This is a genomic window from Corynebacterium meitnerae (genome assembly GCF_027570075.1).
Lineage (GTDB): Bacteria > Actinomycetota > Actinomycetes > Mycobacteriales > Mycobacteriaceae > Corynebacterium > Corynebacterium meitnerae.
The window spans coordinates 12,502-26,101 of sequence record NZ_JAKMUS010000007.1 but is presented as its reverse complement, the minus strand read 5'-3'; the positions used below and the strand labels follow the sequence as shown (position 1 = coordinate 26,101).

9 protein-coding genes and 1 tRNA gene are annotated in these 13,600 nt (G+C 57.0%); 2 read left to right on the top strand and 8 right to left on the bottom strand.

Annotated features, from left to right (window positions below; translation table 11 throughout):
• Nucleotides 1–354 precede the first annotated feature (354 nt).
• From L8U60_RS05720 to L8U60_RS05705, 4 genes are all read right to left on the bottom strand, one after another.
• On the bottom strand, nucleotides 355–1,122 hold the full coding sequence (locus tag L8U60_RS05720; RefSeq protein WP_269965410.1) for an RNA polymerase sigma factor: 768 nt from the start codon (nucleotides 1,120–1,122) through the stop codon (nucleotides 355–357).
• A 170-nt stretch (nucleotides 1,123–1,292) separates the two neighbouring features.
• Nucleotides 1,293–1,868 (bottom strand): hypothetical protein, encoded by a 576-nt coding sequence (locus L8U60_RS05715; protein ID WP_269965409.1) that lies wholly within the window; start codon nucleotides 1,866–1,868, stop codon nucleotides 1,293–1,295.
• 421 nt (nucleotides 1,869–2,289) lie between these two features.
• Nucleotides 2,290–2,703 carry a hypothetical protein gene (locus L8U60_RS05710; protein WP_269965408.1) on the bottom strand — a complete coding sequence of 138 codons (414 nt, stop codon included), beginning with the start codon at nucleotides 2,701–2,703 and terminating at the stop codon, nucleotides 2,290–2,292.
• A 35-nt stretch (nucleotides 2,704–2,738) separates the two neighbouring features.
• Nucleotides 2,739–3,965: an ImmA/IrrE family metallo-endopeptidase gene (locus tag L8U60_RS05705; RefSeq protein WP_269965407.1), complete on the bottom strand. Its 1,227-nt coding sequence runs from the start codon at nucleotides 3,963–3,965 to the stop codon at nucleotides 2,739–2,741.
• 258 nt (nucleotides 3,966–4,223) lie between these two features.
• Between L8U60_RS05705 and L8U60_RS05700 the strand changes: the two genes are divergently transcribed.
• On the top strand, nucleotides 4,224–5,486 hold the full coding sequence (locus L8U60_RS05700; RefSeq protein ID WP_269965406.1) for an AlbA family DNA-binding domain-containing protein: 1,263 nt from the start codon (nucleotides 4,224–4,226) through the stop codon (nucleotides 5,484–5,486).
• 85 nt (nucleotides 5,487–5,571) lie between these two features.
• On the opposite strand, the gene L8U60_RS05695 is transcribed toward L8U60_RS05700, so the two are convergent.
• The 3 genes from L8U60_RS05695 to L8U60_RS05685 are packed head-to-tail and all read right to left on the bottom strand — an operon-like array spanning nucleotide 5,572 to nucleotide 10,658.
• Nucleotides 5,572–6,015 carry a hypothetical protein gene (locus L8U60_RS05695; RefSeq protein ID WP_269965405.1) on the bottom strand — a complete coding sequence of 148 codons (444 nt, stop codon included), beginning with the start codon at nucleotides 6,013–6,015 and terminating at the stop codon, nucleotides 5,572–5,574.
• A gap of 60 nt (nucleotides 6,016–6,075) precedes the next feature.
• On the bottom strand, nucleotides 6,076–8,649 hold the full coding sequence (locus tag L8U60_RS05690) for a DEAD/DEAH box helicase (protein WP_269965404.1): 2,574 nt from the start codon (nucleotides 8,647–8,649) through the stop codon (nucleotides 6,076–6,078).
• 2 nt (nucleotides 8,650–8,651) lie between these two features.
• Complete coding sequence (locus L8U60_RS05685; RefSeq protein ID WP_420840157.1) at nucleotides 8,652–10,658, bottom strand: site-specific DNA-methyltransferase; 2,007 nt, start codon at nucleotides 10,656–10,658, stop codon at nucleotides 8,652–8,654.
• A 580-nt stretch (nucleotides 10,659–11,238) separates the two neighbouring features.
• Between L8U60_RS05685 and L8U60_RS05680 the strand changes: the two genes are divergently transcribed.
• Nucleotides 11,239–12,600 (top strand): zinc-ribbon domain-containing protein, encoded by a 1,362-nt coding sequence (locus L8U60_RS05680; RefSeq protein WP_269965402.1) that lies wholly within the window; start codon nucleotides 11,239–11,241, stop codon nucleotides 12,598–12,600.
• A gap of 800 nt (nucleotides 12,601–13,400) precedes the next feature.
• On the opposite strand, the gene L8U60_RS05675 is transcribed toward L8U60_RS05680, so the two are convergent.
• A tRNA-Arg gene (locus tag L8U60_RS05675) sits at nucleotides 13,401–13,474 on the bottom strand.
• Nucleotides 13,475–13,600 lie beyond the last annotated feature (126 nt).

The window sequence follows — 13,600 nt, the reverse complement described above, 5'->3', positions numbered from 1 at the left end:
TGCAGACCGATTAACACTTCGTCGAGCCATTCTCGACAACCTCCTATGGAGTCTGACGAGAGTGAGCGCGTTTCGTGGGTGAATCGCTGTCAACTCAGTTAGACTCGGTGTATCACGTCCAAGTGGTGACCGAGACTAATCTCTCGTCTCAACGGGGTCGAGCGCCAACTCGGCCCCGTTACTCAGTCTTAGGGGGCAAGCGTACGAATTTCCCCTTTTTGCTGGTAGTAGCACGTTTTTGAGCGAGTTTCCTTGCCATTTCTGCGGTCTGCTCATTCGACACTTTCGACCGCATTTGGCGCACCTCTTGAGTGCCAAACGACGAGCGCCCCAACGCCTCTTTGTAACGGCTAGTCATGCCACGCCTCCTTCGTTCCTATGCTTTCTGGCTTTCGCCCGCGCCCTTTCCAATGCTTTGTTCACATTGCGAGGAAGCATTCCGAGTCTGTCCGCAATGTCCTTCGCAGAAAGTCCCTCAGCATGCAGACGCACGACTTCCAACTCTCTCTCCGAAAGCAACCCGGCCACGCGGCGCAGTTCGTCGTCGCGTTCAAATTGCGTCTCCAACGGCATTTCGCGTGAAGGCAGGTTAAGCAGGTCATCTTCTTCAACCTCTTGTATGTAGCGTGCAGTCCTCTTGAGCTCTTTGGCACGTTGTTTCAGCACCCGGCACGCCTCCATCAAGCACCTGCCGACGAAGAAGGTCTTCAAACTTGCTCCACCAGTCGGTGACCAATTTCCTCCAACAAGCGCGTCTTCCCGAAACCCGAGGACGGATTCCACGACGATGTCTTGGGCAATTTCTTCTGCCTCATCTGGGGTGAGAAGGTCTAAACGGACGTCCTCGTCCTTGGGGACGAATTTCAATTTCTCACGGCATTTAGAAAGCAGTTCTTTCGTCAGAATCCACTTCTTGATACAGGCGAACCCGTACCCCATGAGCTCGATTTCGAAATCGTCGTAGTCCTTGCCTTGGAAGCCTTGTTCCCTGAGAACTTCATAGAGCTCCCGGTCACCCGCAAGGCGATCTGACTCCCCGCTCGGTTTTGTGGACTCCGTCCACGCGACGGTAGTCTTACGCTTACGCCGTCCTTCGTTGCGAAACCTGTCTAAGTCGCTCACTAGCCTCCCTAAATGTTCTAGGAGAAGATTTTAGCTTCTGGGTATTCCCTCTGGCTAGGCAGTTTCGTTGGCTCGGCCGAACACCCCCTGAGTCAACCGGGTCGCGGGCGGGGCATCAATTCTCGGGTAGAGCGCTCGTCCTTGGACGGGCAGAATCACCGCGCTGACTTCTACTCACCAGCCGGCACAAACCACCGCCGCGTCTGACACACCACGGCCGTCAGACCTTCCTTCCGGCAGTTATCCGCGATCTTCCGGGCGAGCGCGAGCTTGTTCGTGCGGCCGAGAAACTCGGTGCCACACTCTGTCCAGACCGCGTAGGTCTGTTTGCCGAAGCGAGGGTCGATCAACTCACGCGGTGCGTCCTCGTAGACACCGGTGTCGGCAACAAGGGTGTCTTTCTCCATGTGGGTTTCAGCGACAAGCCGCGAGCGCTCCCACATCGACAAGTCCCGCGGGTCTGCGTCGGCCTCAAGCGTCACGAGTCCGGTGGCGCGGTCGCAGTTCTTCACCAACGCGGTCAAGAACTTCTTCGCTTCTGCCACGTCGAACTCGACGTGTTCGCCGTCGGCGCCCAGCAGTCGCACAGTCTCGGCATTGCGGCCAAGGAACACGTTCATGTGGGACATTTCGTCGCGGTCGAGGAACAAGTCGAGATGGAGAAGGACCGATTCGGGGCGCCGCCGTTTCGGAACCGGTACGGAAAGAAACTCGATCTCTGATTCGTCAAATTGGTGGTGGCTCATACGCCAGCAGCCTGCCTAGAGCCCAGGGTGGTGAACAACCGCAGGGGTGCAAGGTTCGATTAAGGCTAGGACGTCTCTTTGAGTAGAGGGTCGTTGTCGGTTTCGATCCTGTTCCACCGCGCAAGGTACACCGCAACCCTCTCGCCGCGGGCTAACCGTTCGCCTGTTTCCCCGAGTGCTGCGGTCGCCGACCAATGGACGGACAAGAGGTGAAAGTTCTCGTCTCGGACTTCGAGTCGAGACCCCGTTGCGGGGTACGGGGCGGAGCCTTTCATGGTGAGAGCGTAGAAGTTGTCGGGGGCTGCTTCGGCGGCCCAGCTGTCGTGGTGTGAGGTCATGCTTTGAGCATGTCGTCGTAGCCACGTTGTCGCTAGGTCGGGGGTGTCGATCACTTGCTAAGTTATGGCGCAGCAAAAGCAGGCTAACTGGAAATTCTCTCATGCAGGATGTCCCGAAAATGGTCGCCTGACAAGACTTCGATGTCGTGTTTCTTCGCGAGATAGCGAACGCCCCCGTCGTCTGTAACGATCACCCATTTATCCTTAAGAAAGCAATCCCTTTGCTGCTCGCGGGTATGAAGTACCACTGCGGTTAAGACTGGATCGGCAGCACCCTTATTTTTCCAGAGATTGACTACTCGCTTGTCCTTGATGTCGATTGTTGTCATCACCTCCATCAATATCCTGAGTAGCTCCACTGTGGTCGGGTACCTCAGTTTTCGAAGGTCTTCGATGTCGGGGAAACCGGAGGCTTCATCGAGTACGGCATCTGGGAGCAAGCAACTGGTCGTGAAGAATTGACTTGCTCGTTCGTGAACGTCGATCTTGTTGAGCACGTTTGTGTCAATGATGTATCGGGTTTGCAGGTACATCACTCTACAGCTTTCCGGAGGTCTAGAAGCTGACGTTTGACCAACTTGTTGTGGGTCACAACCAGCCGAAATTCACTCTCCGACAGTTTTCCGGCATCTAAGGCATCGAACATGCGCCGCACGAACTCGTGGTTAGCAAACTTCGCAATCGCGTTCTCGGGCTTATGGCGGCCCCGGTTTTCAGATTTAGGGGCGCTTTGAAACTCTCGACGCAGTTGGTCGAGGAAATCTGTTGCACGATCCCACGGCATGAGTTGTGACCTTGCACATCGAACCACCAAAGCACTCGGGGTCACCTGAAAATGCTTAGCGGCCTCCCTCACTCCCTCTAGAGTTTCGAGGTTCCCTGGGTTCAAGCGGTCACGAGGCATCAGAAAAGCGGCAGCGATGCCGTATGCCAAGACTCCTTCCGATTCGATTTCGAAACTCTCGGGGTTGCCGTCATTCCATTCCACAACTGAAAATTGCTTTTGAGCAATGAGCACAGTGAGCAGAGCTAAGGTAAAGATTTTCCGCCGAGGAACTTCTTGGTGATCGTCGTGTCTTCCCCTGGTCAAGTAAATGTAGGGGTAGCACTTGTCTCGAATAGTCACCCCACTGCACCCAATGTCGCGTGTGCTCTGGGGCATGAACTGATCCTCAACGCCTTGAGAAACCAAGACGTTTTGCGCTGCTAATCGGCTGATGAAGTAGTCGAGCGCTGCTCCTGCATCCTTGCACTGCTGGAATTGGGGATAGGAGAAATCCAACTTGTCCGCGAGCAGTTGAGCCTGATCTTCTGTACTCAGAGCACTCTGCTTTTGAAGCAATCCTAGAATCTTGTTGTCGGGCGCTTTGCCTCCATATTCGCGCAATTTCGCCTGTTTGCGCATTAAGTCCATGACAATCAAGTCAACTTCGCTCACATCGACGGACCCTCTCGTCCCGACACTGATGGAGTCCCGGCGAGGAACGCCTTTTCTTAGCTCCTGAGCTTTATGGCGAACCTGCTCATTAACGAGTTCCTCGGGTGCGAAAAAGAGGCACCAGGGAATCTCGGCTTTGTGCGCGAGCTTTTGCAGTTCGGACAGCGAGATTCTTCCCTTGTCAATTGCGTCTCTGTAGGGGGCAGAATACTTCTTGAAAGACTGCTCGAAGAGATGAAGAAAGACGGACTTCGGAATGTCAACGCCCTCTCTGTCTACGGTGACAGTAATACATTCGCTGGCGGCCGAGATTTGACCCAATCGTGCCTCCTTAGACCACGGTTTTCAGCCCAGCTCAATCATAGTTTAAGTTAAAACTAACTGACCGGGAACTGGTGGCCGCCGCCACCGAAGCCGTAAAGACCGTTAGAGAGACGTAAAGAAAATCCCCTGACTACTTATGCCAGGTACGTGGTCGCATCCCGGTTATACCGGGTTCCGCTCCCGGTTGAAAATCAGGGCTCCGACCCTGGCAAACGCTTCGGACCCCGTTTCTTAATACTGCCTACGCTGGAGTACATGTTCACTTCACTGCACCGAGCTCTCGGACTGTCCGCAGGCCCGATTACCGATGAGATGGTCACTCAGGCCGTCGCGGAAAGCGTCCCGGAATCCGAGTCGCTGGACTTCAAACGCTCGCTGCCGCCGAAAGAGTCCCTGGCCCAGTCGGATGTAAAGAAGGACTTGGCCGCCATGGCTAACTACGGGGGTGGGGTGCTCGTCTACGGTGTGACGGACAATAAAAGTCATGCGGGTAGCCGCCTCGATGTCGGCGTGGTCGATGACAATTACGTTCAGGCGTACCAGCGTGTTGCCTACAACCATGTCACGCCACCGTTGCACAACGTTGAGCTCATTCCCCTCGGTTCGGATGACGGTCCGAGAGCTCTAGTAGTCGTAGTCCCAGCAAGCCCGCAAGTGCCTCACATGCTCATTGACAAGGACAAGAAGTTCCAGGTTCCGGTTCGCCACGGAGCGGACACCGGCTGGCTTCCCGAGTCGGAAATCGCCCGTCTCTACCAACAGCGATTTGCCACATCCCGCGAGCAGCGCCAGATGCTGCTGGACCTCTATGGACGTACCAGCGACTTGACCGCATCAAATGGTTACTGGGCTGTTGCCGTCGCGCGGCCAACCACGGAAACCGTGCCGGTGCCTATGGAAAACCAGGACGTAAGCCAGTTCGTCAACCGGCTTGTGAACCAGCGGGACAATCTGTGGGGGTACAGGCGCCCTGAGACGCCGCTCGGGGCGTATTTCAGTAACGTTTACCCACGTCGAGGGTTTCGTAGCTGGCGCTACGTCCTACTAGCTGACGAGACGAACCGTCCCGAGTCGTACCTAGGCTTCCATGACGACGGCTCGGTGTCCGCTTTGGTGAACCTTCCGGTTACAGAGGAAAACGGAACGGCGGTTGCTGCATTCTTCATCGAAGCGTTTGTGGCCGACTTCATGCTCGCCGCGCGCGGAATGAGTAAACGAAGTGGTAGCGGCGTGTACGACTTGAGACTCGGGATTGAGTGGGAAGGTAGCGAGCCGCTTCGTCTACACAGACAGCATGAGTTCGCTACTTTCGACCCGCTGCCCGTGTCGAGGTTCGTTCCGGTCGACGCGACGGTCGATTTCTCGGATGACGATGTCTTCTTCGACCATGTGGAGGCGATTGGTCAGGACTGCCTCAACCAGGCCGGCATTGTCTCGCTCAATGTCATCCCGCGTGGAAGCGAGCACTTTGCCCAGGTTCTGGAGTGGTTCCCAGACCAGCCCAGTTCCGAGGAATAACTAGTCAGCTAACACTCGCATCTAGTGGGTTTGCCCCTGCTCCTCGAACTAGCCGTGCAATTCCGAGAGCTTTGGGGCGAGTTTTCTAGGCGTTGTACAAAGCCACGAGCGGGACCCTCCAGTCTTCGTGGTCCTCGTGTATGAGGGGTTTGTCGCTATTTATCCAAGCAGTCCAAAGCACCGGGAAGTCTTCGAATCGGTGAGTGTGCAACCCATTGAGGTCGAGGTACAAAGTGTCCGGGTGCCTTTCGTTGTGGCTGCGCACTTCCTCTTTGGTTCGCAGCCACGCCAATTCGGCCCCGTCTCGAATCATGTCGCGAATTTCCGTGGCGGCTATATTGAGCCGACCATTCGTAGACCAAACGAGCTCCTCAACAGCCTCCATAAAACCGATAAAGAACCTGTCCGTGGGCAGTGCGGTAGCGATTGTCTGGCCTTCGTTTTCCATGACCCAACAGCCGTCTTCTCGCTGCTCAGCGATAATCGCCCGCGGGTGAACATTACCTTGGTGGTAGTAGATGTCGCGCATGGCCCGGCAGTATAGACCAAGTTGGACGGCGGTCAGTTCCGCCCAACTCGGCAATCACTCTTACAGCTTCGGCATCCGCTCCGTCACCGAACCAGCAACCAAGTCGGCCCACGAGTCGGAAGATGCAATGTCGTCCTCGTAGGCAATGAGGTAGCCCCAGGTCTGGTCCTCGTACTCCGGCATGCCCACGAGTTGGCGCACCACACGCTCCGCGGCTGCGCGCTTGGCTTGCACGCGCTCGTCGTCTCGGCCGCGGTTTTCCTTGGCTTCGACAATCCAGTGAGTGCCTTCCTTGTCGAAAACGACGAAATCGGGCACGTACGAGTTGTGCGGGGTATAAGCCACCCTTGCACCTTCGTGAGCGTAGATACGTTTCCACCACACGACATTCGGGTCAAGGTCGAGCAAAGCCGCCAGGCGGTATTCACCGGTAAACGAGTCGAAGCGGGCCGCCTCGAACAACCCCTTTTTCCAGGTGCCGTAGAACTCGGCGTCGCTAAAGCCTGCCTTACTCGCGCTCTTCGCTTGCCGGTCAAGCAGTTGCAGCACCTTCTTGTCGAGCTCCAAAACGAACGAGTCGTCAATGGGCAAAGTAACCGGGTGGATAGTCACCGTCGTTCCGGTCTGGGCGTGCGCCTTTTTGGACTCTTCGACCACGAGTTCTCGAAGGTGCCGGGCCGCAGACTCCTTGGCTTTCTCCGTCCATTGGTCAATCTTGGTCGCATCCATAAAGGCCGGCACGATACGGCGCTTGAGTTGGCTGGTGTTTTCTGCCGTCGCGGCAACCGCGCCGGAACCCATGACGCGGCGGATAAGTTCCGCTGCCACCTGGGAAGACGTCTGTTTGAAACTCGGCACGGCGAAGCGCTCATCGTTGTCGAGCTCAATAGCGTTGCCCTCTTCTGCGACACCAATCTTGGTGCGGGCCAAGTATTCGTCGGTGTCGGTGACTTTGCGTGCTTGCTCGACAACGGCGGCGTTGGTGACGTCGACCAGTTCAAACTGCTTCTTCGTCTTCGTCATGGTCGAAGAAGGGAAGTCAAAGGTGGTGCCGGCGAACTCTTTATTGACATAGACAACGACCGGTGTGAAAACCTCGACGCCCTTGGTCACGTCGTCTTCGTCGGTTAGTGCTCGTGTGCCCACGGTGCGTCCGCCTGGCGCAATGGTTACTTCGTCAGAGGTAAACGTGCCCTCGCCAGGTCGCACCTCCGTGCTGCCAGTCTCACCGGTGGCAGTGGAGGTACCACCGGCGGTGCCGGTGCCAGGGCCCACTTGCGACGGGTTGGTCGTTCCAGGCGGAGTGATGATTTCTGTGCCGTCGCCGTCTCGCACCGCGTCTTCGATACCGAACTGCTTAAGGACATTCTCACTTTCCAGCAGTTTGACGAAGGATTCGTGCGACAAGATGTCTAGTTCGTCAATGGCCGGCACCTTAGTCAGCGCCCCGAACGGCAAACGGAGACCTCGGCCCATAACCTGTTGGGTCAGCACCTCCGAGCCCATTGTGCGCAGCGTACACATCACCGCAATGCGCTTCGTGTCCCAGCCCTCGCGCAGCTTGTTGACCGACACGATCACGCGAACCGGAGAGTGGTCCGTGTCGAGATAACGCAAGAATGACTGGGTGGTGTTGTCGTTGTGCTCGTTGTCGACTTGGAGCACCGCGAGCGGGTCGCCCACGAAGCCCGGGCCGCGAAGCCGCTCGGCAACCTCAGTTGCGTGAGGCACGCCGGAGCAGACGACGAACAGCAGCGGTTTAGTCTTCTTGCCGTCCGGGTGTGCGGCCCTGTAGTTCGCGTACGCCTCCTCCTTGATAGCCAGGAGCGACAACGCGTCTTGGAGTTGACGGTCTTCCGAGTCGTAGCCCGATTCACGGTAGACCAGTACCGGTTGCTTGACGTAACCGTCTTGGATAGCACGCCACAGCGGGTAACGGTAGACAATGTCGTCGTCCTCGTCCGGCGAGGCTGTCAGCCCCACGGTTACAGCCGGTTTAAGCGCGGTCAGAGAGTTGCGGAACGTTTTCGCAGTGGTGCCGAAAAGATGGGACTCGTCGGCAATAATGACCAAGTCCTCGGTGTCGATAAGCCTCTGCGCTAAGGCTCCGGACTCCTCTTGGAACTTCCAGGTCCTACGGCGCGCTGCTTCCTCGCCCGTGGCGACGTTCTTGCCGCCTTCCTTTGGGGGAAAGAGTTGGTGGACGTTGAATACATAGAGCGTTGAGGCACCCTCGCCGACAAACAAGTCGGCGGCTGCCTCATTGACGCGCAAGTTCGACACATCACCCGGAGTGACAAGCCGAGGCGGAATATCGAAGCCGCCAATGTAGCGGTGCGAGCCCTCTGAGAAGTCGAGGATGGTCTTGTCCTGGACAACCTTCGTCGGGGTGACCACCATCACGTTGGGGTGGCCTTGGCGACGTAGGTACTCAATAAACGCGGCCATGACGTAGGTCTTGCCAGCACCCGTTGCGAGGTTGAGCACCAGCGGTTCTAAAGCGTCGTATTTGCCTTCTTCGATTCGCTTCACCAGGTCGGCAAGCGCTTCGGAGTTCGGTGCGCGGAGAGTGAACTTCGAGGTGAGTTCTGCAACCAGGTTCTCGTCGTAGGAGAGATTCAATTTCTGTGCCATGCTCACTTCTCCTCCTCGGCAGCGTCGGAGTACGGGAAAATCTCAAGCGGGACGTGAACGACTCGCGAGCCATTCTTGAACGACCGGACATGCTCGCCGGCAAAGTCGTCAACCACGGTCGCAGCGAACAGGACGGAGTGACCTTCTGGGAGGTGAGCCATGAGTTCGTCGATCTTCTCCTCGTCAAGCACGCCCTCGACTACAACGAGATGCTCGCGGCCGCGCTCGCCGTCGAAATGCAGGTCTTCGGGAGTGAGTGCAAAGCGGAGCTGTGCCGCTACAGAGCGCACGAGCAGGTCGCCGGTAGCGTGCTCGGTCAGGGTGGTCAAAGCCACCTCCTGGTCGTAGTGGAAACAGGCAGGCTCAAGGTGTGCGACCTGAAAACCACCGCCTCCTCGCCAGTTGACCACCCTCTTGACCGGCTTGGTCTTGGTCATGGCCTTGAGTCGCTTCACCACTGGGTTCTTTTTGAGCTCGTCGTCGTTCTTGATGGTCTTATTCAGCAGGGAAGTGAACTTCTGCGCTTCCTCCGGAGTCAAGCCTTCTGGCAGACCATTCTCGGTAGCATCCGCGCGCTCCTCCTTTTGAAGTGTGATGCCGCCCTGGTCTTCGTTGTTGACAACCTTCTCCAGGCGCTGGCGTGTAAAGCGGTTGAACGTGTCCTCCACGAGTTCACAGGTCACCCAGCGGCGGCCCATCTTCTGGGCGACGGCAGCGGTAGTTCCCGAACCGGCGAACACGTCGAGGACGACGTCACCGGGGTTCGTTGCGATATGGATGATGCGTTCAAGGAGGAGTTCTGGCTTTGGAGTGGCGAATGGGTTCCTCCCAGGGAATAAAGCCTTAATCTCGGATTTCGCAGCGCGGTTGTGGCCTACGTGCTCGTTGGTCCACCAAGTACGCGGTGGCTGGCCTTCCTTTGGTGGGTACGACTTACGCCCAAACGAAGTTTCCGTAACAAAGAACTCTGGCCAGTTCCCCTGCTTCATGCGTTCACTTGCACGTTGCATCGCATCCTCTGTACTGGCAGGGTTGATAAGAAGGTCACCAATATCTGCGCGGAGAACACTTCTAGGCAGACCAGTCTGGTGGGCGCGTCTTTCAAGGTCAGGATACCCCCACTCAAAGACCCCATATTGAGAGAGGGCCTCCCAAATACGGGGCGCCCCAAAAGCCCAGTGCCTGCCGGGTGCAGGGTACACAATCTCTTTCGTGAAGGGGTGCTGTATACCAAAAACAGCGGGGTGCTGCCTTTTCCCGCTCATGCTACCCGGCGCGCTTCGGTTGTCTGAGAACCAGATCCCGAGTTCGTCTCCGTCCGGGTTGGAAAATCGCTCATTGTCCGCGGCGGTGCGCTCCATGCGGTTAAGCGAAGTAGCAGACGACTTCCCATACACCAGAATTACGTCATGGTCAGCGGAAAACCCGGACACGTCATTTCTCGCCGAGTCCGCTTTTTGCCAAACAACCTCTGCCGCGAAGTTTTCGCTCCCAAACACCTCATCGAGCAGAACTCTCATCCGGTGGTTTTCCACATCGTCCAAATGAACCCAAATCGAACCGTCCTCGCTGAGTAGGTCGCGCAGGTGTAGCAGTCGGTCCCGCATCATTGTCAACCACACGGAGTGTTCGAGGTTGTCCTCGTAGTTGGCGAAGGTCTGAGCGGTGTTAAACGGCGGGTCAATGTAGATGCACTTGACCTTTCCGACATACTTTCCAGACCAATCCGGAATGCGCGTTAGTGCTTCGAGTACGTCGCCAGACTCGCCCAGAATGAGCAAGTTGTCTGCCTGTGGCTCCAGGTCCGCGCGTTCAGAGTAGGTTGTGCCCTCCTCTTTCTCTGCCCTTGTCCCGGTCACCGTTTCGTCCACCGTTAAGACTCTCGTTTCGCAGTACCTCGGGTCTCGGGGGTCTACCCATGTGTAGCCATAGCGGCCTTGCTCGGTTGGAATGAGTGCCTTGTCTTTGTTCGTCCAGGTCAACTCAAGGCGTTGTTGTCTGCCCAACAGTGTCTCCTTAACTCTCTTGGCGTGCGCCTTCGTTGCTTAACACAGTAGCCGGGGGCACGACACTGGCCCGACAGAACAGTCCCTGGGGCAAACCTGCTTTCGAGTCGCACAACTCCGTTGCTTTCCAGCCTCCGACACTTAAAGTAGGCGTATGGCAACGACCCAGGTGTGCAGTGCCGAGGGCTGCGACGAGTTCGCGCTTTTTCGCACTCGAACAAAGCCGGCATGGTGCGAAAAACACCTTGGCGACATTTACGACCGAGCTGGCTTGAGACTTCTCGAACCGTTTACAAAGCCCAAGGAGTATTTACTTACCCGCTGTACTTGCTGTGGATTTGAAGGGCACTACCGCTTCGAATACGTTTTGCAGACCGTTAGCCGGCACGAGAAAACTTGTCGAGCGTGCTACTGGCGAGGATGGGCCCGTGACCAGCGCGCGCTACTAGACAAAGATTCGCCGCGGGAGTCCATTGAGCTCGTCAAAGCCACAGCGGAGGAGAACGGTTACACCTATCTAGGTCCTCTCACAGAACCATGCTTGGAAAACGACCCACACAGAGTGAAGTGCAAGCGCTGCGGAATGATTACCGCAGAGCGGGTGGGCGACATTGGCTGGGGCTGCACATGTGTGAAGTCCAACAAGACAGCAACGGCCGGCACTTCGAAGGCGGTGGGGTCCAACCTGGTCAAAAACGCCACAGACGAGTGTGTGTCCTGGTGGGACCAGGAGAAGAACTCCGAGCAGTTGTGGCGTACGGCAAAGAAGGGCTCTCGAAAGACGGCGTGGTGGACTTGTCCGAACGGACACACGTTTGAGAGCCGAATTGACGAGATGTTCAAACGCGGCAGTTGCAGGCAGTGCGACGAGGAGAAGTGGCGCGAGAAGAAGGCTCAGGACGCTATCCGCGCTTTGTCCTGGCGGCTGGCTCACGCGTTCAGCTCCGTCGCGGACGTGCCAGAGCTCGCCGCTGTGTGGAACGAACCGAACATCGACCCGGCTGACGTTCCAGCGTTGTCGGATCAGACGTTCACATTTCGTTGCGAAAGGGGACACACAATCCGCACAACGCCGCAGGACGCGAGTTTCTACGAGTGCCGGAAGTGCATCGGGATCAAGACTCGGGAACGCAATCTTGCCGCCGCGAAAAGCGGCGAGGTGAAGTCCAGGCTCACGCCGGAAATCACCTCGCAATGGCACCCGACGAAAAACGAGGGGTTACTGCTCGGGGCCATCCCACCGACGTCAACGCGCAATGTATGGTGGCTCGACCCTGTGTGCGGTCACGAGTGGCAGGACGTAGTGGGAAACAGGGACAAGTACGAGCGCTACCGTTGCCCGTTCTGTGAAACTATCCTCGACTCTCTCGCGTACCACTACCCGGACGTTGCGGCGCAGTGGTCGGACGAGAACGATGCGAGTCCCTGGCAGCTACGCCCGAACACGTCGAAGCTGAGCCCGCCGCCGTTGTGGGTGTGCCCGACTGACCCGACGCATACGTGGAGGGCTATGCCCGCGCAGAGGATCAACGGCTCTGGCTGCCCCGAGTGCAAAACCGTAGGAAAGTCCGCAGTCGAGCTGCTCTACGTGAAAGCAGCGAAGAAGGTGTGGGGCAATTCCGCATCCGGCAAGCGGGTGCTCTCCGACCAATTCACGAACCACTCCTCGTGGAGTGTTGATGTGCTCGTGGAATTGCCAGACGGCCGGACGCTCGGCATCGAGTACGACGGGTCGTACTGGCACAACGCCAAGTCGAAACTAGACACGGTAAAGTCGCACGACTTGTTGCGCCACGGTCTTGTGCTGTGCCGGATTAGGGAACACCCATTACCGAGTCTGCACATTGATGACCCGAACTACGTTGAGCTCGTGACGTATGCCGGTTCGAACGATCCGCAAGCCGAGTTGGAGGGCTTGAAGCGGCAGTTGGAGGCCACCTCCTGAGTGAAGCACCGACGGTCCCCGACCCAGGTAACCGCGCAGAACACATTTCAATAAACGCCTAGGCATAACACCCCCACATTAGGATTTTTACTACCCTCGAATTTGGGCGACTTCTAGTGCAACTACGCACACTCTCTCGCCAACACGCCGTCGTCATAGCCGCACTCCGTGCCGACGCATCGAAACGTACCCCCTTGTGCACCCCGAGGGGATCACTTTTTCGACTGTGAAAATCTTCTAGCCATGCAGAACGAACTCGATTTCCCCAGCTCAACCGCCGACTCTCACGGGCTGTCGAAGTCGCCTTTGGATCTGAATCCTCGCCGAGAGGGCGCCTTCTGATACGGTCACATGGGCGCTTGGACTGCGGCTTCGTCAGCGGCAATCGTGTCGGCAGACGATCACACGTCGCTGGTGACCCACCGGGACAAAAGGAGGGGCGCTGTCCGAAGTCACAACATAGTTGACACCTGCTAATAGCCGCGTGATGCGCAGACGGATGGGGATCAGCCAGGCAAGGCACCAAGCAGTCTTAGTCGCCTACATTCCCCGTTCGGCATATGACGGGCCGCTGAGGCTCTGCCATCGGCGCGAGAGTCTCTCCCGCGCTTCACAGCCGAAATTATCACCGAGCGCTACATAGAGACATCCCACAACTACCAAAAACCATACTGGCGAAAAGGCAACCCACCCCTGACCTAAAAACCACAACCGGCGCCTTGGAAAATAAAAACCAAGACGCCGGTTTGTCCACCATGTCGCGACTGATCTGTCAACTATGACGCGACTCATGACAAACGCGTCCCCGACAGGATTCGAACCTGCGACCTTCGGTACCGGAAACCGATGCTCTAATCCACTGAGCTACGGAGACAGTCAAACTGTGCAGCGTACTGCACATGCTGTGACAGCGCTCCCTAATCTAGCACTCCCCTATTGGCACCTGACAAACCGGCCCGCTGAAGAAAATTCACAAATGTTGTTGACATGTCACCGTCTT

Bases quoted from the DNA above. Each gene is read 5' to 3' on its own strand.
- L8U60_RS05715 (WP_269965409.1), bottom strand. From the start codon at position 1,868: ATGAGCCACCACCAATTTGACGAATCAGAGATCGAGTTTCTTTCCGTA.
- L8U60_RS05700 (WP_269965406.1), top strand. From the start codon at position 4,224: ATGTTCACTTCACTGCACCGAGCTCTCGGACTGTCCGCAGGCCCGATT.
- L8U60_RS05695 (WP_269965405.1), bottom strand. From the start codon at position 6,015: ATGCGCGACATCTACTACCACCAAGGTAATGTTCACCCGCGGGCGATT.
- L8U60_RS05690 (WP_269965404.1), bottom strand. From the start codon at position 8,649: ATGGCACAGAAATTGAATCTCTCCTACGACGAGAACCTGGTTGCAGAA.
- L8U60_RS05680 (WP_269965402.1), top strand. From the start codon at position 11,239: ATGATTACCGCAGAGCGGGTGGGCGACATTGGCTGGGGCTGCACATGT.